20 protein-coding genes are annotated in these 26,952 nt (G+C 58.3%); 11 read left to right on the plus strand and 9 right to left on the minus strand.

Translation table 11 applies throughout. The features are described from left to right. Window positions 1-2: 2 nt before the first annotated feature. A complete protein-coding gene (locus ACZ5VE_RS09605; protein ID WP_464454961.1) occupies window positions 3-434 on the minus strand; it encodes a DUF4148 domain-containing protein in 432 nt (143 codons plus the stop codon). Window positions 435-643: 209 nt separating this feature from the next. On the opposite strand from ACZ5VE_RS09605, the gene ACZ5VE_RS09610 reads away from it, so the two are divergent. Beyond that, window positions 644-1,594: a LysR family transcriptional regulator gene (locus tag ACZ5VE_RS09610; RefSeq protein WP_464454962.1), complete on the plus strand. Its 951-nt coding sequence runs from the start codon at window positions 644-646 to the stop codon at window positions 1,592-1,594. A gap of 100 nt (window positions 1,595-1,694) precedes the next feature. Here the strand turns inward: ACZ5VE_RS09610 and ACZ5VE_RS09615 are convergent, their stop codons facing one another. Further along, on the minus strand, window positions 1,695-2,288 hold the full coding sequence (locus ACZ5VE_RS09615; protein ID WP_066692010.1) for a TetR/AcrR family transcriptional regulator: 594 nt from the start codon (window positions 2,286-2,288) through the stop codon (window positions 1,695-1,697). 93 nt (window positions 2,289-2,381) lie between these two features. Between ACZ5VE_RS09615 and ACZ5VE_RS09620 the strand changes: the two genes are divergently transcribed. From ACZ5VE_RS09620 to ACZ5VE_RS09640, 5 genes are all read left to right on the plus strand, one after another. Beyond that, complete coding sequence (locus ACZ5VE_RS09620) at window positions 2,382-3,800, plus strand: TolC family protein (RefSeq protein ID WP_464447234.1); 1,419 nt, start codon at window positions 2,382-2,384, stop codon at window positions 3,798-3,800. A 1-nt stretch (window position 3,801) separates the two neighbouring features. Further along, window positions 3,802-4,770, plus strand: coding sequence for an HlyD family secretion protein (locus ACZ5VE_RS09625; protein ID WP_464454963.1), 969 nt, complete (start codon window positions 3,802-3,804; stop codon window positions 4,768-4,770). Between the two features lie 7 nt (window positions 4,771-4,777). Next, window positions 4,778-5,950: an ABC transporter permease gene (locus tag ACZ5VE_RS09630; RefSeq protein WP_464447236.1), complete on the plus strand. Its 1,173-nt coding sequence runs from the start codon at window positions 4,778-4,780 to the stop codon at window positions 5,948-5,950. A 1-nt stretch (window position 5,951) separates the two neighbouring features. Next, entirely contained in the window at window positions 5,952-7,091 is a 1,140-nt protein-coding gene (locus tag ACZ5VE_RS09635) for an ABC transporter permease (protein ID WP_464454964.1), read from the plus strand. A 336-nt stretch (window positions 7,092-7,427) separates the two neighbouring features. Continuing rightward, window positions 7,428-8,051: a tyrosine-type recombinase/integrase gene (locus ACZ5VE_RS09640; RefSeq protein ID WP_464454965.1), complete on the plus strand. Its 624-nt coding sequence runs from the start codon at window positions 7,428-7,430 to the stop codon at window positions 8,049-8,051. 190 nt (window positions 8,052-8,241) lie between these two features. Here the strand turns inward: ACZ5VE_RS09640 and ACZ5VE_RS09645 are convergent, their stop codons facing one another. Beyond that, the gene (locus ACZ5VE_RS09645; protein ID WP_464454966.1) at window positions 8,242-9,138 is read right to left on the minus strand and encodes a LysR family transcriptional regulator ArgP; all 897 of its coding nucleotides are present in this window, start codon (window positions 9,136-9,138) and stop codon (window positions 8,242-8,244) included. Between the two features lie 73 nt (window positions 9,139-9,211). Between ACZ5VE_RS09645 and ACZ5VE_RS09650 the strand changes: the two genes are divergently transcribed. Next, complete coding sequence (locus ACZ5VE_RS09650; RefSeq protein WP_464454967.1) at window positions 9,212-9,859, plus strand: LysE/ArgO family amino acid transporter; 648 nt, start codon at window positions 9,212-9,214, stop codon at window positions 9,857-9,859. Window positions 9,860-9,871: 12 nt separating this feature from the next. Then, the gene (locus ACZ5VE_RS09655; RefSeq protein ID WP_464454968.1) at window positions 9,872-10,525 is read left to right on the plus strand and encodes an FMN-binding negative transcriptional regulator; all 654 of its coding nucleotides are present in this window, start codon (window positions 9,872-9,874) and stop codon (window positions 10,523-10,525) included. Between the two features lie 367 nt (window positions 10,526-10,892). Here ACZ5VE_RS09655 and vapC read toward each other — a convergent pair whose 3' ends face one another. The 6 genes from vapC to ACZ5VE_RS09685 form a co-directional block, all read right to left on the minus strand. Next, entirely contained in the window at window positions 10,893-11,303 is a 411-nt protein-coding gene (vapC, locus tag ACZ5VE_RS09660; RefSeq protein ID WP_464454969.1) for a type II toxin-antitoxin system tRNA(fMet)-specific endonuclease VapC, read from the minus strand. Then, window positions 11,303-11,536 carry a type II toxin-antitoxin system VapB family antitoxin gene (vapB, locus tag ACZ5VE_RS09665; protein WP_464454970.1) on the minus strand — a complete coding sequence of 78 codons (234 nt, stop codon included), beginning with the start codon at window positions 11,534-11,536 and terminating at the stop codon, window positions 11,303-11,305. The genes vapC and vapB overlap by 1 nt, the downstream gene beginning before the upstream one ends. A 198-nt stretch (window positions 11,537-11,734) precedes the next feature. After that, on the minus strand, window positions 11,735-12,739 hold the full coding sequence (locus ACZ5VE_RS09670) for an aldo/keto reductase (RefSeq protein WP_464454971.1): 1,005 nt from the start codon (window positions 12,737-12,739) through the stop codon (window positions 11,735-11,737). Window positions 12,740-12,810: 71 nt separating this feature from the next. Continuing rightward, on the minus strand, window positions 12,811-16,428 hold the full coding sequence (locus ACZ5VE_RS09675; RefSeq protein ID WP_464454972.1) for a DUF748 domain-containing protein: 3,618 nt from the start codon (window positions 16,426-16,428) through the stop codon (window positions 12,811-12,813). 127 nt (window positions 16,429-16,555) lie between these two features. Continuing rightward, the gene (locus ACZ5VE_RS09680) at window positions 16,556-17,926 is read right to left on the minus strand and encodes a helix-turn-helix domain-containing protein (protein ID WP_464454973.1); all 1,371 of its coding nucleotides are present in this window, start codon (window positions 17,924-17,926) and stop codon (window positions 16,556-16,558) included. Window positions 17,927-17,970: 44 nt separating this feature from the next. Continuing rightward, complete coding sequence (locus ACZ5VE_RS09685; protein ID WP_464454974.1) at window positions 17,971-18,189, minus strand: hypothetical protein; 219 nt, start codon at window positions 18,187-18,189, stop codon at window positions 17,971-17,973. A 744-nt stretch (window positions 18,190-18,933) separates the two neighbouring features. On the opposite strand from ACZ5VE_RS09685, the gene ACZ5VE_RS09690 reads away from it, so the two are divergent. From ACZ5VE_RS09690 to ACZ5VE_RS09700, 3 genes are all read left to right on the plus strand, one after another. Further along, the gene (locus ACZ5VE_RS09690; RefSeq protein WP_464454975.1) at window positions 18,934-23,085 is read left to right on the plus strand and encodes a beta strand repeat-containing protein; all 4,152 of its coding nucleotides are present in this window, start codon (window positions 18,934-18,936) and stop codon (window positions 23,083-23,085) included. 250 nt (window positions 23,086-23,335) lie between these two features. Continuing rightward, the gene (locus ACZ5VE_RS09695) at window positions 23,336-24,664 is read left to right on the plus strand and encodes a TolC family protein (RefSeq protein WP_464454976.1); all 1,329 of its coding nucleotides are present in this window, start codon (window positions 23,336-23,338) and stop codon (window positions 24,662-24,664) included. 4 nt (window positions 24,665-24,668) lie between these two features. Continuing rightward, a complete protein-coding gene (locus ACZ5VE_RS09700) occupies window positions 24,669-26,948 on the plus strand; it encodes a type I secretion system permease/ATPase (protein WP_464454977.1) in 2,280 nt (759 codons plus the stop codon). Window positions 26,949-26,952 lie beyond the last annotated feature (4 nt).

A 26,952-nucleotide genomic window follows, 5' to 3' on the forward strand; every position in this document is an offset into this window, starting at 1 on the left:
GTTCAGTAGGTGATGACCGGCATTTGGCCGGTGCGGATGGCTTCGGCCAGTTCGATCTTGACCTGTTCGCGTGTCTTGCCCTGGGCCACCGGTTTGGCCGGGTAGCGGCCAGGGAAAAGTTCATTGGCTTTCTTGCCGCTCTCTTGGTCGATCACGATGTCGCCGGTGCGGATGGCTTCGGCCAGCTCGGCTTTGACTTGCTCGCGGGTCTTAGCTTCGACGACCGGTTTGGCCGGGTAGCGGCCAGGGAAAAGTTCATTGGCTTTCTTGCCGCTCTCTTGGTCGACCACGATGTCGCCGGTGCGGATGGCTTCGGCCAATTCAGCCTTGACCTGTTCGCGGGTTTTGGGGGCCGAAGCATCAAAGGCCAGGGCATGGCCAGCGGACAGGGCTGCCACGGCAAGGGTCAGGGCGGAGAGGGTATAGCGGTTCATGATCGGTTTCCTTTCGGTTTCAAGAAACGGCCGATCTGTCAACATGACAGAGCTTCTGGCCGGGTCGATGGACCTTCGTGTGGAAAGCACTGCATCGATGGGATGAACTTTAAAATTTCTGATTCGAGGGAAAAACAGCCAATAAAACATTGGGTCATTTCTAAAAGAGAAATAATGATGGCTCTTGAAGAGCCTGCAAGGAGCGCTGGATGGACCGACTGCAGTCGATGCGTGTTTTTGAGAGCGTGGTGGACGAGGGCGGCTTTGCCGCTGCAGCGCGGGCGCTGGACATGTCGGCCCCCGTGGTCACCCGGCTCGTGGCCGACCTGGAAGAACACCTGGGCACGAGGCTGTTGCAGCGCTCGACTCGGCGCCTCTCACTCACCGAGGCTGGCCAGCAATACCTTAGCCGCATACGCCACATCCTGCAGGACATCGATGAAGCCGATGCGATGGCGAGTTCGCACACCACCGAGATGGCCGGCGTGCTGCGAATCCAAGCGCCGCCCCTGCTGGCCACCTATGTTGTCGCGCCTTTGCTGGGCCGCTTTCACAGGCAGTACCCTGCGGTGCGGATCGAGCTGCATGTGTCGCCCGTGACCGAGCAAGCCATTGAGGACTTCGACATCACCTTGCTCGGCACCGATGACAACTTCGACGCTGACATCGTGGCGCGCAAGGTCATCGAGTCAGAAGCTTTACTGGTCGCTTCGCCGGCTTACCTGCAGCGCCGGGGGGAGCCACGCAGGCCAGAGGAGCTGGCGCACCATGATTGCCTGAGATCGAAATCGCCCCAAACCCGACCACGCATTTGGCGTTTGTGGAGTCCTCAACGAGAAGAACAATGGCAGGATGTGGAAGTTCAGCCTGTTTTGTTGTCCAACCATATGGACACGCTGTTGCGCGCTGCGCTCGATGGCGCCGGCATCATGTCTTTGCCCTTGGATATCGCGGCACCTTACCTCTCACAAGGCACTTTGGTTCGGGTGCTCTCGCCCTGGATCACAGGGCGGCTGGCCTTGTATGCGGCATTGCCGAGCCGTAAGTTCATTCCCGACCGGACACGGGTTTTTCTGGAGTATCTGATCGAGCAAACAAAGCTTCAGACCGACAAGGCCTTGAAGGCATTCACTTCAACGAAAGCGGATTCCGTTGGTTGAGCCACCGACGCACGCGGGCCGCGGTTCAGCCTGAAATTTTCAGATGCCTTCAAATGGAGAAAGCGTGTCGATGGACGCCTGCAGACTGACCATCGACGGGCTAGGTCGGTTCCATCACACGGGTTTGGAGTGCGTTTTTCATGAATGCGGCGGCTTGGTTGCTCAATCGGGGCAAATGGGCAATCTGGTCTTGCTCGATGTGCTGCAGCACCATTTCGTTGATTCCACCAATCAGCCCAGTGGCCAGCCATTGCGGGATCGGAGTTGAGCGATGGTTGGCGGCGGCCGCCAGAAGTACCCCCGCTAGTCTTTCCATTGCCAAGCGCCTGGCGACCAGCCCAGCAGGTCCAAGCGCAAGGATCTCCACAAACAACGCGCGCAGTAGCAGGGGATTGGCGGCCAAGGTCTCCAGATAGAGCCTGATGGTCAGATCAATCTGCGAACTCCAATCTCGCTTGGGATCGATGCTGGCACGCAGCGTGGCCTCGATCTTTTGCGCAGAGTGGTTGAACAGCGCGATCAGGCAGTCGGTCTTGTCCTTGAAGTATTGGTAGAAGGTCCTCTTGGACACATTCGCCTCGCGAACGATGTCTGAAGTCGTGAGTTGCGCGTACCCGTGAGCAGTGACCGCGCGTGCCATTCCCTCCAGCAACCGGGTGCGGTGTTCATCGTCAGGGATCTGTGGTCGGCTCATGGTTCGAGTATCTCATGCTCGGTACTTGACAGTACCGAAAATCGGTGTAGAATTTTGATTATGGTACCGATTGGTACCGAACTAGAGAATGCCATGTTGAATCAACAAAATCGATTGCTTGCCAGGCTGACACTCAGTGCCTTGATGGGGGTGGCAGCTTGCCTTCCCACGCTGACACATGCCGAAGCTCTCAACTTCGAAGAAGCCGCCCATCGACTGCAAGCCAATTCAGATCGCCTGGCAATGACTCGCTTTTCTGTTGAGAGCGCACAATTAAAAGAGCAGGCCACTCGGCATCTGGGTGGTCCCGTGGTGACCGCAGGAGCTGCGGCTTTCCGCTTCCAGGGCGCTGTACAGGGCATTGATCTGACCCCCCTGACGCACACGATCGGTTCGTCGATTGCAGCGTTGCCGGCGCCGCTGGCTACCGGTTTGGCACACTTGCCGCCACTTCCGAACAGCCTCGATCTGAGCACGCAGCGCAGTGGCAATACCTCATCCGTCTCGGCCATATTGCCGATCTACACCGGTGGCGCCACCACGGCAATCAAACAGGCCTTGCAAGCCAAAACCGAAGAGGCCCGGGCAGACGGCCGCCAGGTACAACAGGAAGTGTTCAATGAGTTCGTGCAGCGCTACTTCGGCGCCCAACTGGCTGAACGCGCCGCCGGATTGCGTGAAGTGGCCTACCGGACCGTCCTGGAGCATGACGCCGCCACGCAGCGAATGCTGGAAGCAGGCCTTGTCGCACAGGTCGAGCGACTCCAGGCTCGCGCAGCGATGGAGGATGCCAAGCGTAACGCCCTGAAGGCCCGGGATGACGCTGAGTTGGCGTCGACGGCGTTGGCCAGAACCCTTCGCAACGCTGAGCGGATTCAACCGATGAGCCCGCTGTTCGTGATCAGTTCGCCGATCGAGCCGCTCGGCTACTTCACTGACGCTGCCCTGGAACGTCACCCGGGATTGGGCAAGGTGTCTGCCAAGAAGCATGAAGCCGAGCAAATTCATGCGCTGGAAGAATCGCAGAAGAAGCCTGCGGTATTCGCCTTCGGTCAACGCCAACTGCGCTCCTCTGACCAGGCCAACTGGGTTGTGGGCGTCGGGGTCAGCTGGAGGTTGTGGGGTGGCGTGGACCGTTCCTTGATGAGCGAAGCCTCTCACCGGCTCATCGAGATGGCGGACAGCCAGGACAAGCAAGCCCGAAATGACATTGCCTTGCTGGTCGAGAAACGCTGGATGGCCGTCGAGCAAACACGCCGCCAGTTCCTTGCGCTGACCCCGAGTCTGGAGTTGGCCAATGCAGTCCTCCAACTCAAGACCAAGGGCCAGAAGGCGGGTACCAACTCCACGCTGGAACTGATCGACGCCGAAGTGAACCTGGCCAAAACCAAAACGGAACAGGCGCAAGCGGCTTACGACTATGTCAAGGCGCTCGCCGATCTCCTTGAAGTGTCTGGCCTGTCCGATCAATTCGGCAGTTACATGGCTCGTGCCGATCTGAAAGTGCAATGAAATGAACAAGAAATCAACCACCACTCTGGCCATCGTCGGCGCAGTCACACTTCTCAGCGTGGGCCTATGGAAGGCCAAACAGCCTGGCGCCGAGGCGTTCCAGGGGCAAATGGAGGTTCAGGAAGTAGACGTCGCTTCCAAGGTCAGTGCCCGGATCGCGGACATCTTGGTCAAGGAAGGGGATGTCATCACGGTCGGCTCGCCGCTGATTCGCCTGGACAGTCCTGAGGTGAGCGCAAAACTGGCGCAGGCCACTGCGGCCCAGGAGGCTGCGCAGGCCACCGCGGCCAAGGCACAAAATGGCGCCCGCCCCCAGGAGGTGGAAATCGCCCGTCTGAACTGGCAGCGCGCAGTGGCTGCAGCGGACCTGGCGCAGACATCGTTCAAGCGGATAGATGGATTGGCCAAGGAAGGCTTGATCGCTGCGCAAAAGCGCGACGAGGCCGAAGCCAATTTCAAGGCAGCCCGCGATCAAGCCCTCGCTGCACAGGCCCAATTCGAGATGGCTCGCGACGGGGCACGTGCCGAAGACAAGCAAGCTGCTGCCGCTCAGGCGCGTCAATTGGCTGGAGTCGTAGCTGAAGTCCAGGCGGCCAAGGCCGAGACGGAACTCAAGAGTCCAGTGGCCGGCGAAGTCGTCAAGGTGCTGGGGCGCGTGGGTGAAATTTCGCCCCAAGGCGTCCCCGTGGTCACGGTTGCCAACATGGCAGATCAGTGGGTGGTGCTCAACGTGCGCGAAGACAAACTCGACAAGTTCGCCGTCGGCAAAGAATTCGATGCCACCTTGCCTGCCCTGAAAGGCAGTAAGGTTCGCTTCAAGGTCTACCGGGCAGCAGTCCTGCCTGATTTCGCCACGTGGCGTGCCACCAGGTCCGATCAGGGCTTTGACATCAAGACCTTCGAGGTGCGTGCCCGCCCGTCCCAAATGATTGAGGGCGTTCGCCCTGGCATGTCCGTGCTGGTCGAGTGAATTGACCATGCGCCACTTCTTCAACAGCACCAGGCGGGAGGTCCATCGCCTTGGTCAAAGTCCCTGGGACTTGGCGATGGTGACGTGGGTGCCTGTATTGGCCGTGGTGTTGATCGTTTGGATATTCTCAAGCGCCATCCCCAGGAATCTGCCTGTTGGCGTGATGGATGAAGACCATTCCGCGCTATCGCGACAACTGGTCCGCATGCTCAACGCCTCGCCTGGCATGCAAGTGGTGGACGAATTCGACAGCGAGTCCTCGGTCCAACTTGCCCTAAGAGAGGTGCGGGTCTACGGGATGATCAACATCCCCCGGGACTTCGAGAGAGACATCAAGCGTGGGATAAAGGCGGAGGTCATTCTGCGTCACAACGCTCAGTTCGCCACGCATTCGAGTCTGCTGCAGCGGGATGTACGCACGGTGGTTGGGACCCTGGCCGCCGGCATCGAAATGTCTGCACGAAACAAGCGAGGTGAATCGGCCCAACAGGCCAAGGTCAGTTTTAACCCGATCCAAATCCAATCGATCGCACTGTTCAACGGGTCTGGCAACTACGAAAAGTACCTGACTGCCGCCGCGATCCCCGCCATCCTTCACATCCTCGCGATGACGGCTGGGGCTTGGGCGGTCGGCCGTGAATTCAGGGACAGGACGCTGGGGCAGTGGCTGCAGCACGGGGGGCCGCGGGCCGTCGGAGCAGCCTTGCTGGGCAAGCTGGCGATTCCCTGGGTGACCCTGACCAGCGTGGGCGCCGCGGCGCTCTGGTACATCACGACCGGGCGTGGCTGGGACATCCCTGGGAGCCTTCTCTGGATCTTCTTGGCCATGACCTTACTGATGGCGCTATCGCTGGCCGCGGGTGCAGCGGCGGCCACTCTGACCAAGTCCTTGCGCACTGCGTTGTCCGTCACGGGGCTTTTGACCGCCCCGGCATTCGCGTTCAGCGGTATGAGTTTCCCGCTGAGTGCGATGCCTGACAGTGCTCGGATGTGGGCGACCTCCATGCCGTTCACCCACTACATCCGATTGCAGACCGAGCAATTGCTGATGGGCTTAACCTTCGGCGCGAGTGCCGCCACACCTGCTGTATTCCTGCTGGCCACCCTCGGGTTGCTCGGGCTGGCGGCCTTGGGCTTGGTCCAGGCTCGCGACAAGCCATCGACCTGGGGAGCGCGTTGACATGACCTCGCACCATCCCACTTCGCTGAGGTCAGGGTTCGTCGCAACGCTGAGGGACGTCTTGCGCGACAAGGGCGCATTGATGATCTTTGTGGCTGCGCCCCTGTTCTATGCTTTCTTCTACCCCTGGTTCTTTGGCCCGGAGGTCGTGACCCGGATCCCGGTGGCGGTTGTCGACCAGGATCACTCGGCGCTTTCACGCTCGATTCATCGTCTGGCACTTGCCAATCCTCGCATCGAGGTCAAGGCAGTGGGGGCGGATGAGCGAGCCGCGCAAGCCGCCATGAGTCGTGGTGAGATTGATGGCTATCTGGTCCTGCCCGACGACCTGAAAGCCCATGTTGCCAGGGGAATGCCCGCTATGGTGACCGTGGTCTCGAACGGGGCCTATCCCCTCATCAGCAAGGCAGTTCAGTACGGCTTTTCTGAGGCCGTGGGCGCAGCCTCGGCAGGTGTTGAGATCAGGCAGCGAGAGGCCAAAGGACAGAGTCCCCGCCAAGCCGGCGAGAGCCGCACTCCCGTGGATTTCCGGGCCATGGCGCTGTTCAACCCTACAGAAGGCTATAGCAGCTTCATTGTTCCTGCCGTTGCCTTGTTCATCATGCACCAGACCCTCCTGATGGGCGTGGGTATGCTGGTGGCGACCTGGGTCGAACGAGGCGCGGCTTATGCCAGTCCAATGGCCTGGATCGGGCGCTGGCTGGCATTCCTGTTGCCGGGATTGGTGTCTGGCCTGTTCTATTTCGGATGGGTCTTTTGGCTCTACGGTTACCCTCGCGCTAACAACGTGGCTGGCTCCCTGGTTTTCCTGGTCCTGTACGTGTCGGCCATCGTGACGCTGGGGTCACTTGTGGGCCTGTGGTGTAGAGATCGCGAACGGGTCCTTCAAGTCCTGCTTTTTTCGACATTGCCGATGGTGTTTCTTGCCGGATTTTCCTGGCCGCCAGAAGCGTTGCCGCTCCCGTTGCAGTATCTGCGGTGGTTGATACCGACAACGTCTGGAGTGCAGGCTGCATTGCGCCTGAATCAAATGGGAGCCCCTCTGCATAGCGTGATGCCCTATCTCGGTTGCCTGTTGGCACTGACCGTGGTGGCCGGCAGCTTCGTCTTGAAATTCGGCGGTAAGCCGCAGGGCGATTGAGGACGGAGATACTTGCACACGCGCAGGCAATGGGCTGCTGTGAAGGCACGCTGCTGGTTCGAGGAAGAGCCACGCGTCGACTTCATCCGCAATATCGCCCCCTGGGACGCCGACGATCTGGACGCTGATCGCAGCCGAGGATTGCGATTGGACTCTGAGCGGCCGTTGATCAAAGTTCTGCTGACGGCAGCTTTTGGCCGATAGCGCTGGTTTGCCACCCCACTCGTTTGCAGTCACCCGTACCGCTCGAGTGCGCTTTCCTGAATTGACGCAGCGCAATATGCTGGTGCCTCACAAGCGCATGCTCAGGGACCCTCAACTCGATGGGAGACCATCATGGAAACCTCAGGCATTACTGTTCATCATGAGCCGTGGAACAAGGACAAGATCGTCGGGCAAAAGGCTCCCTTCAAGGTGAAGGACATCTGGGCCCTGCGAGTACGTCTTCAGATGGAAGGTCGGGTCCGTGAGCTCGCACTCTTCAACCTCGGCATCGACAGCAAGCTTCGCGGATGTGACCTGGTTGCGCTCAAAGTGCGTGATGTGTCTCATGGTGACCAGGTGGCCACCAGAGCCATCGTCATGCAGCACAAGACCAAGCGCCCTGTGCAATTCGAGATCACGGCAGTCACCAGGGAGGCCTTGCAGGCGTGGATCAAGCAGGCGGCATTGAAATCCGATGACTACCTTTTCCCGAGCAGGCTCCACGATTCGCCCCACTTGGGAACTCGGCAGTACGCCCGGATACTTGGTCACTGGGTTGATGAACTGGGCCTTGACCGTGCCGAGTACGGGACACATTCGATGCGAAGGACAAAGGCGACGCTGATCTATCGACGCACCAAGAACCTCCGAGCCGTGCAACTTCTGCTCGGCCACTCCAAGCTGGAGTCGACCGTGAGGTACCTGGGTATCGAGGTCGACGACGCTCTTGAAATCTCCGAACAGACGGAAATCTGAGGTGGTCTTCGGAGGCGGCCTTGATTCCGGGACCGGGGAGGCCGCCTTCAATGGCAGCTATGTGGGGACCGTCAAGAGCGGGACTATCGGCCAGAAGGCGTCGTTGACGTGTCCGTCCTGTGTGTCGGGTTTTGGCTGGAAGCGGATATTGCAACTTGCAATTTGGTGTTCCCTGAGCTGACATTCAAATCTAGCGCCGCAAGAGCGCAGCATTGGCTGCCGAAAGCACTTCGCGTGTCAACCCATCCAACAGGGATGAAGCAGCCCGGGCCTGCTGCCAGTACAAAGGCACGTCCAATGATGTGTTGGGTACCAATTCCTGCAGGGTGCCGCTCTTGAGATGCTGGCTGATTAAGGCCTCTGGATGCAGACCCCAGCCCATTCCGGCAAGCGATGCGGCGACAAAGGCTTGCGGCGAGGGTAATGTGTGGCGTGGCAACTCTACATGGCGGCGACAAAGGCGCCGCACCCAGCGAGACTGCAGTTCATCCTTGGGATTGAATACCAGGCTGGGCGCCAGGGCCAGGCTGCCTGCGCCAACTCCCCTGGCAAAGAATCGCTGCACAAAGGCAGGGCTGGCCGCCGCCAGATAGCGCATGGCGCCCAGGGGGCGGCTATTGCAACCGGTGGCCGCACGCGCAGTGCCGGTCACGGCTGCCAGCACCTTGCCGGAGCGCAACCATTCGGACGTGTAGTCTTGGTCATCCACCGCTACCTCCATCAGAACCGGCGCAGTGGCTGCGAAGGCCGTAAGCGCAGGTGCAAACCACGTGGCCAGGCTGTCGGCATTAACTGCGATGGGCAATGGCACACGGGTGTCTGCATCCTGTTCCAGGGTCGGCACTTCGCCATTGAGCTCATGCTCCAGCAATCGCACCCGGTCCACATGCTGGCAGAGTCGCCTCCCTGTCTCGGTGGCATGGCAGGGCTGTCCGCGCACTACCAAGGCACAGCCAATGCGCTCTTCCAGCAAGCGAATGCGTTGGGAGACGGCCGAAGGCGTCACGTGCAGTGCGCGCGCAGCCCTCTCGAAACTGCCCTCGCGCACCACGGCGGCCAGAGCTGAAAGCGATGCGTAGTCCAGCATGAATTTAGTTTTCCTTAATCTACTGAAGCAATGATAGTTTGTCTTCATCTGCGAAGGCTGGCAATCTCGGGGGATGTCAAACCTGCTGGACACCTTTTCCATCATCGCCCCGGCCTTTGTGCAGGGCCTGGCCTTGAGCCTGGGGCTCATCGTCGCCATTGGCGCACAAAATGCCTTTGTGCTGCGCCAGGGTTTGCGCCGCGAGCACGTGGGCAGCGTGGTACTGTTCTGCGCCTTGGCGGACGCCGTGCTGATTGCAGCCGGTGTCCTGGGAATGGCGCAGGCCCTAGGCGAGCACCAGGAATTCGCACGCGCACTGGCCTTGGCTGGCGCTGTGTTTCTTGCGGTCTATGGTTGGAAGGCACTGCGCCGTGCCCGGCAATCCAACCAACTTCGTGCAGAGGAATCTGGCACGGGTTTACGCCTTGCCGGTGTCATGGCCCAGGCCGCTGCCTTTACCTTGCTCAATCCCCATGTGTACCTGGATACCGTGCTGCTGGTCGGCAGCATTGGTGCACAGCAACCTTTTGCATTGCGGCCGTGGTTTGTGGCGGGAGCGAGCTTTGCCAGCCTGCTCTGGTTTGGCATGTTGGGATTTGGTGCGCGCTGGTTGGCACCATGGTTTGCCAAGCCCAAAGCATGGCAAGTGCTTGATGGCCTGATAGGCTTGACCATGTGGGTTTTGGCACTCCTGTTGGTCAGGCATGCGCTGGCAATTTGATAAGGAGAATTCGTGTACATCAAAAAGCATCACCAACTCAATGACCGCGACGCAGTCCTCGCCCTCATGGAAGCCCATCCACTGGGTGCTTGGGTCTGCCATGCAAAGGAAGGACTGATTGCAAACCACGTGCCGTTCTTTCTGGACAGAACGCGTGGCCCCTATGGAACGCTGCTGGGCCACGTTGCACGTGCCAACAGTGTCTGGCGAGTGCTGCCGCCTGACACGCCTTCTGTCGTGATGTTTCAAGGCGCCCAGTCTTACATCACACCCGGTTGGTATCCCGGAAAAGCTGAACATGGGAAGGTCGTACCCACCTGGAATTACGTGGTCGCTCATGCGCACGGGACGGCACGCGTGATTGAGGACCCGACCTGGATGCTGAATATGCTCAATCGGCTGACGGATTCCCAGGAGTCCGGGCAAACACTGCCTTGGCGCGTGGAAGATGCCCCGCCAGACTACATTCGCAAACTGATGCGTGGAATCGTTGGAATCGAAATTCGGATTGCCCGGGTGGATGGAAAACTGAAGGCGAGTCAGGACGAGGATATGCAGGACAGGCACGGTACGGTCAAGGGCTTGCAGTCGAACCATAGCCAGCAATCCCAAAATATGGCGGAGCTAGTGTTGGGCGCTTTGACAAGTGAGGCACCGCAAAGCTGACACCCCCGACCGGCAGCAATCGCTGCAATCCGGCCACTCACGTACTTCGACCGAACGACAGTGGTGGGTCGATTGCGCCAGTTCAGCCACATGAAAGCGGTCATTCATGCATGCATGCTTTGCGGCATTGAACAATGAGTGTCCGGTCTCAGCGGTAGAGCAGCCATAGGCGTCACCATTTGCTGGGTGTCCGGTATTGGTCGGGGCAGTCGTATCGATAGCAGAAGCCGAGTGACCCAGATCAGCCTAGAGCTGTCGGCGTGGCAATCACGTCAAAGGTCAGTGGCTGGCCAGCCGCAGCTATCGCGGCAAACTTGGCGTGGCAGTCGATGCACTTTTGTGCGACTGATGCACGACAACTCGTCAATTACTGGGCTGTGTGGACCCAGTTCTCTGCTTCCAGCGCAGGCACCCGTGCGAACTCCCCCATGTTGTTCGTCACCAGCACCAGGCCTTCGCTGCGGGCATGCGCTGCAATGTGCATGTCGTTCACCCCGATAGGCTGGCCGAGTTTTTCCAAGGCAGCGCGAATGGCTCCGTAATGCTGCGCGGCTTTAGGGCCATAGGGCAGAACTTCTAGGCGACTGCAAAAGTCCTCGATAGTGTCCAGATTCTCGCTCACGCGGCTGCTTTTCTCTGCTCCGTGCAAGAGTTCGGCGAGGGTAATGGAGGAAATTGCCATGCGGCTGGCGTTGGCGTTGAAAGTGGAAAGCACCTCGACAGGTCGCCGCTTCAACACGTAGATGACGATGTTGGTGTCCAGCAGGTAACGCAGCATCAGAGTGCCTCCCGCTCCGGCTGGTGCTGGGTGGCGCGCTCGGGCAGGAAGTCGTCGCTAACTGTGGGGCCACCCAGAAAGAAGCTGTCCCAGGTTTGGCCTAGGGGTGTGATGACGCGCTCGTTACCTTTGACGCGTATCTCTACCTTTTGGACACCCTCGGGTAGACGCACGTCCAAAGGGAGACGAACGGCTTGGGTACGGTTATTGACGAAAACAGTGCCGATGGACATGATGACCTCTTAAGGGGGAAGGCGCGTATATGGCGATTGTATATAGCGCTTCCGCAATAGTCAATTGCGGCGTTTTACAAAGTCAAATTAGGAATGTCTGAGTTCAGCCTTAAACAGCCCCCATACCCAAACCAGCCCATTGCTTAGTCAGTCATGGGACCATGGCTCCTCGGGTCAAGCCCGAGGATGACTGATCCATCAGCCAAACACCTCGGTGTCCACTTCGCTGTTGGCCTGCGCGTTGTAGCGGTTGCCCAGCACCGTGTTCTGGTTGATCAGCGCTTCCAGACGGGCCATCAGACCGGCGTCGAGCTGCACATCCACCGCCCCCAGATCGTCCAGCAGGTGCGCCACCGAAGTGGTGCCGGGGATCGGGATGATGTTGTCGCCCTTGTGCAGCAGCCAGGCCAGCGCCAACTGCGACGGGCTGCAACCGGCTTCTTGCGCCAGCGCCTTGTAGGCGGGCAAGAGCTTCAGGTTCGCCGCATAGTTGTCGGGCGTAAAGCGCGGCATGCTACGGCGGATGTCTTTGGCGTCGAAGCTGGTCACGTCCAGAGGCGCACCGCAAAGGAAACCGCGCGCCACCGGACTGAAAGCCACAAACGCCACGCCCAGCTCGCGGCAAGCCTGCAGCACCGCGATCTCGGGGTTGCGCGTCCACAGCGAATACTCGGTCTGCACCGCTGCAATCGGGTGCACGGCATGGGCCTTGCGCAGCGTGCTGGCCGACACCTCGGACAAGCCAATCGTCTGGATCTTGCCCTGACGCACCAAGTCGCTCAGAGCACCCACACTGTCTTCGATGGGCACTTTCTTGTCCCAGCGGTGCAGGTAATACAGGTCGATCACATCCGTCTGCAGGCGGCGCAGCGCGTCTTCAAAGGTCTTTTTGATCGTCTCGGGGCGGCCATCGATCACGCGGACCTTGGTGCCGTCGTTTTGCGTGACCCCTTGCATGCCGCATTTGCTGGCCAGGGTGAATTTCTGGCGGTGCGGCTTCAGGACTTTGCCCACCAGGGTTTCGTTGGCCCCAAAGCCGTAGAGCGCAGCCGTGTCGAAAAAGTCCACACCCTGGTCGAGCGCGGCCAGCAGCACCCGCTCACCCTGCTCGGCAGAAACGGGCGCGCCATACGCGTGGCTGAGGTTCATGCAGCCCAAACCAATGGCGCTGACGTTGAAGGAGGCAATTTTTCGGGTTTTCATGGTGCTTATCTTAGACGGACGAACCCGGGGGCTGCCCGAACCAGTTCGGGGCATGCCGACCGATCACAGCATCATTCGGTTGACACGATCAGGGCCGCCTGGGGCACAAACGGAGATTTGCGCGCAGCGTCAGCCACCACAGGTGCCCCCAGAAACAACTGCCCTGCAGGCACGTTCAAGACCGCCAATGCTTCACGGACTTTTTGGGCGCGGGCTTGCGCCAATTCCCGCATGTCAGACGCATCCACAGACAGGGCCGCAAGCAGCAAGGCTTCCATGTCGGCTTGCGGCAGATCTTTGACCAAACCCAGCAGATTGCGCGGTTTGGGCACCGTGGAGCGTCGGTAAGCCGATTTGAGCAAGGCCGGATATTCATCACTGCTGACCTCAATCACCGCCAATGCATCCTGCCCGTCCCGAGACAGGCGTCGGCGCTTTTCTGCGGCGACCAGATCATGCAGTTTTGAGCGGCGTAAAGCCTCTTGCTCCGTCGCCAGGTCAGCCTCGCCCGCAATGGTCAAACGCAGGGATGGCTTGTCAAGCAAGCGTTTGGCCACAGCATCCAGCTTCTGCCGGGTTGAATCGTCAAGATCAGCACGACCGGGCTGAAAAACGATCTGCTGCAGTTGGTCATCGCCCGAAAAAGCGCCAGAAATCAGGCTGAAAGGCGCAATGATCGCTTTGCCAATCAGATTCAAAACCATTTTCCAGACGATGGCACCGACCCGGAAATCGGGGTCATTGACGGACCCGCTGACCGGCAAATGGATGTCAATCACCCCATTGCCATCTGCCAACAAAGCCACTGCCAACTTCACGGGCAAATTGGGGGCATCCACGCTGTCCGAGCGTTCGCCAAAGCGCAGCTGGTTCAAAATGATCTGGTGGCTGGCGCGCAACTGGCCATCTGCATCAATGCGGTAATTCACCTCGGCCGAAAGCTTGCCTCGCTCAATGCCATACCCGGCGTATTTGTTGCTGTAAGGCGAAAGCTGCGGCAACTCCAGATCACGGACTTTGCCACGCACATCCAGCGCCAGAGGACGCGTCAAGGGGTTGATGCGACCATTGACCTCCAGGCTGGCAGAACCGGCAACCCGCCCACGCATGTTCAGATCGGCCAATGGGGCAGGGTTGGCATCAGTGCTCTTGTTTGAAAAAGCCCCCAAACTGCCCACCAGCTCAGTCACATCGGCCGAGTAATTGGGCCGAATGTAATGGTCAGAAAACAAGACCCGGCCATTGACCACCGCAATGGGGCCCAACTCCACCAAGGGCGTCACAGCAGCAGCGCTTGCAGCCGCAGGCGGCGTCGCCCCTTTGGCTGCGGGCGGTTTCAACAGATGCTGCAAGTTGAGATGCCCACTCGCATCAATGGCCACACGGGCAAAGAAATCGTTGAAGGCTGTTTCGGAAATTTTCAGGTGCTCCAGCGCACCGGATTGGAAGCCAAGATCCAGCCCCCGCAGATTCAAGGATTTGATGTCCAGCAAATCCTCTCCGTCGGGCTTGTTGATGGCCCGAAGATTTTCAACCGACAAATTTCCCTGCAAGCCCAAACCCATGCCGGCATCGGGCAGCGCCAGATCAAGACCGCCAACATAACTGAGGTCGGCTCTTTTCAAATCGAAATTGAGCCGATCAGCCAAATAGGCACTCAACTTGTGCACCGGCAAACGCGTCAGTTGCAAGCGTCCTTTGATCTGCAAGGGCGTCGCTTGCGCAGAGGATGCGATGGAAGGCAAGCTGAAAGCCCCTTCAAACCCCATGCTACCGGCCTCACGGCGTTGAGTCCCTGTGCGCAAGTCCAATTTGACCGGCGTCATCTGAGGCCGAAGGGCAAACGGCTGCCATGGGCCTGTGCTGAGGTTCACATCCAGCACATCCAGCACATCCAGCTTGGCGGCACCTTCCACAGAAAGATCGTCCAGATGGATCGCGCCCCCATTGATTTGCAACTGGCGCAAGTCCAGGAGCCAGGGGTTGGGCACACTGGCGGACGGTGTCGCCGAAGTCTGGCCATCGCCGCCCTTGGACCAGTCTTCGAACATCCAGCGCCCCTGCTCACGCCGGGACAACTGCAGCATGGGCCGCGTCAAGGCCACACGCCCCACGCGTGCCTGGTGCTTGAAAACATCCACTTCAGCCTGATCAATGGTGAGCTCGGCCAACGCCGCCTCGGGCTTGGCGGGCAAGCCCAACGACACACCGGTCACACGGATCTGCGGGGCCTTGACCACCAGACTGGCGGGCTCGGTGCCCGCTGCCGCACGCCAGTCCAGATTCAGATCGGCAACAGACTGCCCGGACAATTCAGGTCGAAACAGCTCCGCCCAATAAGGTGCGGCGATTTTCAAAGACAGATCACGCCACTGCAAGCGCACTTGCGCGCTCTTCAGATCGGTCGTGCCATCCCAAGACAGGCTCGCCCCCTGAAGACCCGCTTTGCCCTGCAGGGTCGCCACTTGCGACGCAGGCCAGCTCAGGTTGTCGCTTTGAAAATCAAGATCATTCAAGCTCACGTCAGCGGGCAGCGAAGTCGCGGCATCCTGCCAGTGCACTTGGCCACCGGAGATACGAAGGCGATTCAAAGTCAGGCTGGCACCCGACTTGGCAGGCGCAGAGCCCTGTCCAGCACGGTCACCCGGTGCAAAGAACCGTTGCAAGCGTGCCCAGTTCAACTCACCAGCACGGTCACGCCGCAGATAGACGACGGGTTTTTCCAAACTCAGAGAATCCAGTTTGAAGATGGACTCCAGGGGGTGCCAGGCATCGACCTTGATGTCCAGACCACCCAACTGCACCAAAGGCAACTCTGCCGTAGTGCCTGCTTTTTCGTTGAGCTTCAGACTGGTCAGCGCCACATGGCCGGACACCAACACTTCGGGGGCGGCTTGTTGCCGAAAATTCAGGGTAATGTCCAGCGCCAAGTGACCGTCTGCCAAACGAGCAGGCCATGCTGCAGGCCAATAAGGCAGATAAGGTGCCACATCGAATGCCTTGATCTGAAAGCGGGCTTGGGTGTGCCGGTCTTTGGCAAAGGGTGCAGTTTCTGCATCGGTGTCAAAGGCCGCACCGTTGAGCTTGAAGGCCAGTCGCGGGCGGGTCGCCACATCGCGTCTACCGCCAATATTGCTCAAAAACGGGATGTCCAGCTGCACCTCGCTCAGCGTGTGGGTGACCAACTTGGGTTCATCGCGGAACTCAACGGCCCCTCCAGCAATCTGGATATTGAACAAGGACAAGCGAGGGATGCCCGATCCTTGAGAGCCACCCCCACTGAAACGGCTCATGACATCGTCGATGTCAAAACGGCCCTCACCCAGATGCGTCAAATGCAGCTGCGGGTGGTGCACAAGCACCGCATCGGTGACAGGAGCCAACAGAACCAAGGACTGCAGCGCCGCGTTGACTTCGATTTCGTCAACGGTCAATTGCGGATCAGCCGCCGTGTCTGCAGATCCGGCCTTGCCGATGCGCAAGCCCCGCAAAATCAGCGCCATCGACCAGGGCCTGAACGCCACTTGCTCGAGCGTGACCACACGCCCCAGCATCCGGGCACCTTGCTTTTCGACTTGCCACTGAACCAAGCGAGGAACCGCTGCCCAGCTGATCACCCACAACAGCGCCATGCCGAGCAGAAAAAACAAGGCCCAGCGCTGCCAGCGCTTGAGGAGGCTCAAATTCATGATCAACTCTTGGTAAAGAACAAGAATCGATTTTCGGCGATCTCAAGGCCTCATTTGTAACGCCACTGATACAAATTTTCGGTATCACCACCACCGCAATCCTTGCCAGAGATGACATGCCCCCCAATCAGCCCACCCTGCCCGAAGAGTGGGAAGACTGCAGTGAATCCCCCGTGAAGCTCACGGGCATGCTGTGAAGATCGATCTTTTCAAGGGCGGCATCTGCTGCAAAGTGACGCCAGTCCTCGACCAAAGTGGCGTTGGCAGAAATCAGCCGCCCATCCTGGTCTTTGAACCACAGCATGAAGGGCTGTTTGACCAACATCTCCTGCTGCTGACGTTCACGCTCCAATTCCTGTGCCGCCAACTTTTTCTCTTGCGTCACATCGATCATCACCAGCCTGCATTCATCACCCATTTCGTCCAGTGTGGCATCAATGCGCACCACCATTTCAGAGCGATGGTCTGTTGCTGACAATGTGACCTCGCAATAGCGGCGGCACTTGCCGCTCAAGACTTCGCGATGGAAATCAGCAAATGAAGCTTGGTCCGACGCTTTGATGAAGCGCACAAATGGCCCAGGGCTGCGCTGCGAACGCTGTATGTCCAACATGATGGCACCCGCCAAATTGGTTTGGACCACCTGCCCCTGTGTATCCAGGCTCACAAAACCCACCGGCGCAAAATCATAAGCATCTTGGTATTTGTGCAAAAGAGCATGGTCACTTCCAAACACCACCGCATTCACACCATCCGATGCCTCAGCAGCCTCTGCCATATTTTCAACACGCGCATACAAACGCTGCGTCTCTGAATTCACCAGAGAAAAGCACTCGCACACACAATCGGTCAAGCCATCACGGTCCAGGATATTGATCTTGCCTCGGCCACTGGCCACGAGTCCGGTCAACTGCAACTTGCCAAGTGCCTGCGTGATCGACTCACGGCGAACGCCCAGCATGTTGGCAATCGTCTCATGGGTCACCTTCAATTGATCCATGCCCAAGGCGTCCCGGTTAAACAGCAACCAATAACAAAGCCGCTCACTGACGGAATGGTGACCAATGCACACAATGCTTTGCGCCATTTGCGTGATCAACGCCTGCACATAGCAAAGCGCCATCTGTTGCAATTCGCGGCAACGTGTCAATTCAAGCTGAAACACATCGGCCGGCATTCTGAATGCCTGACCCGCGCATTGCACCACCACACGGTGATTCATCGAGCCACTGCCCAACACCAAAGAAACACCCACCATGCCATCACGCCCCGTCATGGCCAACTCCGAGCTGTCGCCATCTGCCGTGTGCGAAACCAGTGAAGTGGTGCAGCTTGTCGGGAAATAAACAAAATCCAGTGCTTCACCCGATTCACAAATCACCTGCCCTGCCGCCAAATCAACCGGTTTCAGATGTTCAGACAATCGGGCGTAGTGAATCAATGGAACACCCGCCAGAATTCTGTTGTGACGGGCACTTTCAAGCATGGGATAAGACATACCAATCCTTTCTCGCGTCTGAACGCTGTAATCAGGCTATGAAATCAAATAGACACCAAGGCAGATGACACTGCTTTGGCAGACATGTTCACGCTGAGCCCTTGCAGCGCCAGATCCATGGCAGGCCCAACCGAATCAGTCCCCTCCGAAGAGGGATTGCCATCCATATCGGGAAATATCCCGAACAGCAAGGCCTCTGTCTCTTCAAGGGTTAAAAGTGGTTTCAACAAGGGTGATGGCAAAAACATGGTCAATCCAGTCATTCATTTTTGGAAATCGGTGTGAAAAAATCCAACAACCGACCACTGGACTTCATGTTGTTTCAATTGATTCGGGATAACCACTGATCAAAAGATTTGATTGCGTATGCATGCCGAAATACACCTTTCGATCAAATGCCAAATCACACCTTGGTCTACCCCAAAAAGATAATCAGAAAACGGTAATGGATGAATCAAACAAGCAGCAAAAAACGTTTTTTATGTAGCGCAAAACTGCTTGATGAAAATATTCCGACTGACTGAATATCAAGACTGCAAAAATCAAGGCTGGAAAAGGCATCTTTCAATTGACATAGACAGTCAGCGCGTCAGATGCATATCCACCGAACTACAACAACGGTCCATTCAAAACACGCCCAATGCTGAATGGTCATAAAACGTGTGAATGACGAACATCCTTGTACTGCAAGCCAGAAGCTTGTGGTTCCCTGATCGGGAAACAGATCAAGATTTGTCGACCTGAAACAGGCTCGACACAACAAGGAGTTCATGATGGCCAAGCCAAGCACCTTCGGGAAAAAAACTTTTTCATTGCAAGCTGAGCATGACGATACCGATGCATCAGACGCATCGCTTTACGGACATGTCACTGCGTTGAATTCGCTGGAAACAGCAAACACGCACACCGTGAAAGCCCATTCCAACCCGGCATTCACCACTTCATCCAGTTCTGAATCTTTTGAAAGTGCCACGGGAAGATTTTCATCAACGACAGCAGAGTCGTCCTTGACAGCCGCGCCTACGCCCAGCGCCATCACCTACCCGAGCACCAGCATCAGCAAGGTCTACCAGCACTGGGCCGATGGCGACGCAGCCAAGGGCAGCACGCCCGGGTGGAACAACAACATCCTGTCCGACGGCAAATCGGATTACTTTGAAGGCGAGGTGGTGCCCCATGTCTACTTCTACAAGGCCAGCAACAACACCCCGCTGATCAATGGCCAAACGTACTCTTTCAATGTCACCTACAACTACTACCAGGCCAACACCAATGCGGGGGGCTTTGTCTACATGACATCGCCCAACGCAGACCGCGCCCCCACCAGCTTTGCAGGCGGTGATGCGCAAGCCGACAGTACCTTCACCAACGGTGGCGGCATGCAGGGATCGTTCAACACGGTGAACGCCAACATCACAGCCGTCAGTGGCGTGACCTACGACGGCGATCCGGGCAGCTCCCTGTCTGGCAAGGTGACTGTCACCTTTGTCTACACCGGCCCCAACACCACCTCGGGCGGTGCCGAAATCCAGTACGGCCTGATGATCGCGGCACCGGGCGATGTGCCCGACCAGGGGCATGGAATGACCGATGGTGCCAATGCATGGACAGGCGGCTCCCTGCAAACCACAGTGGACATCGGTGGCAGCGGCGCCACATCCATTCAGCTGGCACCCTCGGCCATCATCGTGGGCGAAATCACCGGCACGAAATTCAGCGACTTGGACGGCAACGGCGTTCGCGATGCCGATGGCGTCGACAACCAGTTGGGCACGGCCGATGACGAAGTCGGCCTGGCCAACTGGAAAATCTACATTGACCAGGACAAGGACGGCGTTTGGGATTCGACCGAACAGTTCGCCATGACCGGTGCCGATGGCAAGTACGCCTTGTCGGTGGTCCCTGACTCGGACCGCACCGACCCCGACAACGACCCCTACATCGTTCGTGAAGTACAGCAATCCGGTTGGACGCAAACCACCGCCAACCCGGCGCCCATCGTCATCACGGCACTGGACCCCACAGAGAAGAATGTCGACTTTGGCAACATGCAGCTCAAGCCGGGCTTGAACATCATCAAGGATGCCAGCGTGCCCGGAGGCACCGCTGACACCGCAGGCGAAGTCATCAGCTACACCATCGCCGTTCAAAACACCGGCAACCAGACCCTGACGGGCGTGACTGTGAACGACCCCTTCATCAGCAACCTGACCTTGGTGGCCGATGCAGCATCGGCCGATGGCGAGCTGGATGTGGGTGAGACCTGGAGCTACACCGCCAGCCATGTGGTCACCCAAACCGAGATCGATGCCGGCGGCAACATCACCAACATTGCCACTGCCGATTCGGACCAAACTGGCCCCGACACCGACGATGCCTCTGTGCCCGTGGCGCAAAACCCCGCACTCAACATCATCAAGGATGCCAGCGTGCCTGGCGGTAGCGCCGACTATGCCGGAGAGGTCATCAGCTACAACATCGCTGTCCAAAACACCGGCAACCAGACCCTGACGGGCGTGACCGTGAACGACCCCTTCATCAGCAACCTGACCTTGGTGGCCGACGCGGCATCGGCCGACGGTGAGTTGGATGTGGGTGAGACTTGGAGCTATACCGCCAGCCATGTGGTCACCCAAACCGAGATCGATGCCGGTGTCAACATCATCAACCTCGCCACCGCCGACTCGGACCAAACCGGCCCCGACACCGATGACGCCGCCATCCCGGTCCTTGCGGACCCCGGCCTCAATATCGTCAAGGAAGCCAGCGTGCCCGGTGGCAGCGCCGACTATGCCGGTGAGGTCATCAGCTACAACATCGCCGTTCAAAACACCGGCAACCTGACCCTGACCGGCGTCACCGTCACCGACCCCTTCATCAGCAACTTGGTCTTGGTGAACGATGCAGCTTCTTCTGATGGTGAGCTGGATGTGGGCGAGACTTGGCAGTACACCGCCAGCCATGTGGTCACTCAAGCCGAAATGGACGCGGGCAGCAACATCACCAACATCGCCACGGCCGACTCCAACCAGACCGGCCCAGATACCGATGATGCATTCGTGCCAGTGACCCAATTACCCGCCATTGCGATTGACAAGGTGATCGTCAACGTCACCGGCGGCAACGGCAACGGCACGCTGGATACGGTGAACGACGTCATCAACTACGCCGTCGTGGTGAGCAACCCCGGCAACGTGACGCTCAACGGTGTGACGTTAAGCGACCCCTTTACCCAGTTGGACATTTCGGGTGAAACTTTGGCGCCCGGTCAAAGCAAAACCTTCTACACCAGCTACACACTCACACAAGACGATCTGGACACCAACGGCGGCGGCGATGGTTTCATTGAAAACACAGCCACCGCTGACAGCCAGGAAACCGGCCCGGTCAGCGACACCGAAGAACTCGAAATTTTCGGACTCAAGGCTTTGTACATCAACAAGACACTGACCAGCATCACCAATGGCAATGACAACACCGTGGCCGATGCAGTCGATGATCAGCTGAATTACCTGGTCACGGTGTCTAACCTTGGTGCGCTGACCTTGACAAACGTGAGCGTCGTCGATCCCAGCACCGGGCTCTACCACACCGGCTTGACATTGAACCCCGGTCAAAGCCTGTCCTACAACACGTCCTACGCCTTGACGCAATCCGATCTGGACGACAACGGCAAGGGCGATGGTTACATCGACAACATCGCCACCGCAGATTCGGACCAGACCGAAGCCATCAGCGACAACGAAGCCACTCCTTTGCAGCGCTCGGTGGGCCTGGGGGTGGAAAAGAACGTCACCGACATCGCAGGTGGCAAGTTCTATGTCGATGCCGCAGGCCAGGTCATCACCTACGGTATCAAGGTCTACAACGCCGGCAGCGTGACCTTGACCGATGTGACGGTCACCGACCCACTGACCGGGCTGAACGACTTGATTCCCTCACTGGCCCCCGGGCAGATCGTCAACTACACCACGACTTACAAGGTCACGCAGGATGATCTGAACAGCAACGCCGGGGGCAATGGCGTCATCGAAAACATCACGGTGGCCGACTCGAACGAGACCAATGCTGTGAGCGACGACGAAACCGTACCCTTGCTGGCCAGGCCTTTGTTGTACCTGAACAAGACCTTTGTCAACGTGACCGGGGGCAACGGCAACAACCTGGCAGATGCCGTGGACGATCAGCTCAACTACCTGATCCTGCTGGCCAACCCCGGCAACGTGACCCTGACCGATGTGTCCGTGTACGAACCGCTGACCCATCTGAACCTGACCGGTTTGACGTTGGCCCCCAACCAGACACTCACTTACCAGACCTCTTACTTGCTCACGCAAACTGATCTGGACAACAACGGCGGGGGTGATGGTTACATCGACAACATCGTTTTGGCCGACAGCGCTCAGACACCGCAGCTCAGTGATACCGAGTCCGTGCCGATCCTGCGCAAGATCGCCCTGTCATTTGACAAGGAATTTGTCGACGTGACAGGAGGCAACGGCAACACCCTGGCCGACCATGCCGGTGATCAATTGAACTACAGCTTCACGGTCACTAACCAGGGCACCGTGACCCTGACCCACGTGCAGGTCACCGATGCGCAGACCGGTCTGGACCAGACGCTGGCCTCCATGGCCCCTGGCGCTACCACCGTCTTGACCTCCAGCTACACCTTGCAGCAATCGGACCTGGACACCAATGGTGGTGGCGATGGCCGGGTTGAAAACACCGCCACGGTCGTCTCGGATCAAACCCTGGCCGTGACGGACGTGGAAGGCGTGACGGTGATCTATGACGCACAGATCGATCTGACGAAGTACGTCTCGGTCGACGGCGGCTTGACTTGGGAGGATGCCAACTTGCCGACAGGCCCCAGACTGTCGGCTGCAGCAGGCATCGACCCCCTGTTCAAGTACACCGCCTTGAACGATGGCACTGTGACGCTGAATGACGTCTTGCTGACCGACCCACTCTATGACCTGAATGGTGGCGCCGCCGGAGCCAGCATGAATTTGGGCACCCTGAATCCGGGACAAATGGCCGAGTTCATCTTTGAAGCGCCTTTCATGCTGGGTCAAAACTCGGGCGACGCCATTGTCACGGCCACAGCATTGGCCCCTGTGGTGGATATCGACAACGCCTACTACCTGGGTGTTTAAGCCAGCATAAGCAGAACCATCTGCAGCACTTGAACAGAGGCTGCACCATGCATCTGCTCTGAAACGGGTAAGCCTTGCGGCTTACCCGTTTTTTTTGGGGCTACTGCATTGAAAGTAGCCCCGCTATCGGTTTCACAGGATATCCCCAGTGACCACATCGACCTACGCTGTCTCATGAAGATCATCACGGGCATACGGATGTGTGTCCCTCAAGCCATTTGAATCGCCACCAGAACACCGCAGGAGGTTTATGCATCTCTCAAGAACACACACATGGTGCCTGGCTGCGGCCATGGTGCCCATGGGGTGCACAGCGCAAAGCCTGCAAGAGGCCGTCATGATCGCGCTGACCGAATACCCCAGCATCAGTGCTGCCAAATACAAAACCGAAGCGGCACAGGCAGACGTTGTCAGGGCAAAAGGCCCGCACTGGCCACAACTGACTTGGTCTGGCACCTACAACGATTACCGCAGCAGCAGTTTGTCCAACCGGTGGGTGCAGTCACCCACTTTGAGCCTGAACCTGTGGTCAGGCGGGCGAATTCAGTCGGATGTAGAACGCTCTGAGGCCTTAGAAAAAGCCAGTCAAAAGCAACAAAGCATCACCCGTGACGATGTCGCCCTGCTCAGTAGCGAGGGCTATTTGCAATGGGCACACCATCAAAACATGGTGGCACTCGCCGAAGAAAATTTGGCAACACACGAAAAAATCCTGAGTGATTTTCAAAAAATCACGCAAGTCGATCCCGGGCGGCGCATTGATCTGAACCAGGCACTGGTGCGTTACGAAAACGCCAAAATCATCTTGTTGAAAAGTGAGACCGAGATGGCCGCCGCCGCACAACGGGTCAGCCGCATGCTGACGGCCCCCGCGCCCGAGCAACCCACGGGGCTGGACTTTGCCCCCACCATTCCCCACGCCACCTTGGCACAGGCACTGGACAGCCTGAATGACCAGCATCCCGTGATTGGCAACTTGCTGGCCCAACGCGACGCGGCACAAGCCAGTGTGCGATACGCACAGGCGCAAAACGCCCCGACAGCCAACCTGGTGCACACCAAAGTCACCACGCCAGGCCTGGTCGATGGGCAATATGTCACTCAGCTTCAACTGAACTTGCCTCTTTTTGATGGCGGTAGCGCACGGGGCGCTGTGGGTGTGGCCCAAGCCAATCTGCAGGCTTTGGAATCCACACTGAAAGAAACACGCTTGGTCTTGAGCGAGCAACTCAGCACCCACTGGTCTGACTGGTTGTCGTCAAGTCACCGCGCAGCAATGGGGCAACAACAAACGCAGACCGCCAAAGAACTGGCTTATGGCTATGGTCAGCAGTTTCGGGTAGGTCGACGTTCTTTGCTGGACTTGTTGAATATCCAGAGCGACTTGTACACCTACCAAAGCAATGCCGCGACGGCCATGCACGAATCCCGGATTGCGCAGGAACGGATCATGGCAACCCTCGGCCAGTTGGCCAACGCCTACGTTCAAGCGAGCGCTACACACGTGGCCAAGCCAGCAACCACCCTCTCTTTGCGCCTGATGGCTGCAACCCCAAACCCTGCATCTTGGAGTGAGTAACCCCATGGACCAACGCGCCCCTCATGAATCCGGTGCCCACAGCACACGCCACCCAACCCCCAACGCCCAGTCAGCACCCACAGCAGAGGACCGAGACCCTTTGTTGTTCTGCCTGGCCTTGACCGCCAAACGCATCGATCGGGAAGTTCATTTGTCTGCATTGCGTGCCGGTTTTGCGGTCGATGAAGAAGGCCGCATTCCCATGAACGCCTACCCCGACTTGGCTCGGCTGCACGGCATGGTCGCGGTCTGGTCACGCACCCATCTGCACGAATTGCCCAGTTATGTCTTGCCTGTCATCGTGCCCTTGGTCGATGGCCGTGCTGCCGTGCTGGTGTCAGTGACCGGGCAAACAGCCAAAGTCTTGATGGCCGAAACGGGCATGACAGAAATCTCCATGTCCATGGACGAACTCCAGAGGCTGGGCTATGGCGAAATTCTGGTGGTCAAACCCGCTACACAAAAATCGGCCAATCAAATGGTCCCGTTCAAGGGCGAAGCACTCGCCTGGTTCTGGAACACGGTGTGGCGGTACAAAGGCTTTTACATGGAGTCGATGATGGCGGCGGTGGTGGCGAACATCCTGACACTGGCCGCCGTTTTCTTTGCCATGAACGTGTACGACCGTGTGGTGCCCACCCAAGCCTATACCTCGTTGTGGACCTTGGCCATCGGCACCACGGTGGCGATATTGCTGGAATTTGGCACACGCTGGCTCAAGGCCAGGCTGGTTGATCTGGCTGGTCGAAAAGCCGATCTGAGCTTGAACGCCACCTTGCTGCGCGAGATCATGGCCATCCGGCTGGAACATCGGCCGCAATCGATCGGCATCTTTGCCAGCTCGATGCGGGACTTTGAATCGCTGCGCGACTTCATGTCATCGGCCTCCATGGTGATGGTGGTGGACATGCCTTTTATTTTGATGTTCCTGGTGCTGATCGGCATCATTGGTGGCCCCATCGCCTGGATTCCTGCGGCAGCAGTGCCCATTCTGGTCATCGTGGGTTTGTGGGCACAAAGGCCACTGATGCGGGCCATGCGCGAGAACATGAAGGAAAGTGGCGACAAGCAAAGCGTGCTGGTCGAATCACTTTTGAATCTGGAGATGTTGAAAGCCCACAACGCCGAAAGCTACCTGCAAAGGCGATGGGAAGCGGCCAACCTGGCAACCACCGATTCGTACAAAAAAATCCGCTCATTGACCAATCTGATGCTCGGACTGACGGCTTCCCTTCAGCAGCTGGTGACCGTGGGCATGGTGGTGTATGGCGTTTACCTGATCGGAGACAACAACCTCACACTGGGTGGCCTGATTGCCTCGGTCATTCTGGCGGGACGTGCCATTTCGCCGCTGGGCAGTGTGATGGCGCTGGCCGCCCGATTTCAGCAAGCGCGCAGTTCGTTGGACACACTGGACGCTCTGATGAAGCGTCCGCGCGATCGCGATGGTTCACGCCGCTATGTGGTGCCCGAAAAAATAGCCGGCGGCCTGAGCGCCGAATCACTTGAATTTGCCTACCCCGGAGAGCACAAAATCCCGGTGATCCGAAAGCTGTCATTGCAACTGGCAGCCGGCGAACACCTGGCTTTGCTGGGCCGCATTGGCAGTGGCAAGAGCACCTTGCTGCGTTTGTTGGCTGGTTTGTACACGCCGCTGGGCGGCAGGATTTCGATCGACGGTGTGGACCTGCAGCAAATCGAGCCGGCCGAATTGCGCAGTCGCCTCGGTTATGTGGGGCAGGATGCGCAACTGTTTCTGGGCAGCCTGCGCGATAACCTGGTGTTGTCCGACAGTTGGATCAGCGATGCACGTGTGATCGATGTGCTGAAAAAACTCGATCTGTACAACGTGGTGGCAAGCCACCCACGCGGGCTGGACATGCCCTTGACCGAAGCGGGCGGCGGTCTGTCGGGCGGCCAACGCCAATTGCTGGCCATCGCCCGGATGATGTTGCGCGACCCGGCACTGGTGTTTCTGGACGAACCCACATCGATGATGGACCAAGCCACAGAAGCCAAAGTCATCGAGGTACTCGGTGTCTGGCTCAAAGGCCGTACCCTGGTTTTGTCGACACACCGCTTGCAATTGCTGGTGTGGGTGGAACGCATCGCCTTGATGGATCAGGGCCGGATTTTGCTCGAAGGTCCGCGTGAAGAGGTTCTCACAAAACTCTCAACGGGCGTGGCCCCAAAAGAAGGCCACAGCAGATCGTCCAAGTCACCGGCCAATCCGGATGCAAACGCCCCCTTGTCCAACCCGCCTTTGGCATCTGCCGCTGTTTGACGAC

It is taken from the genome of Limnohabitans sp. INBF003, from assembly GCF_055396645.1.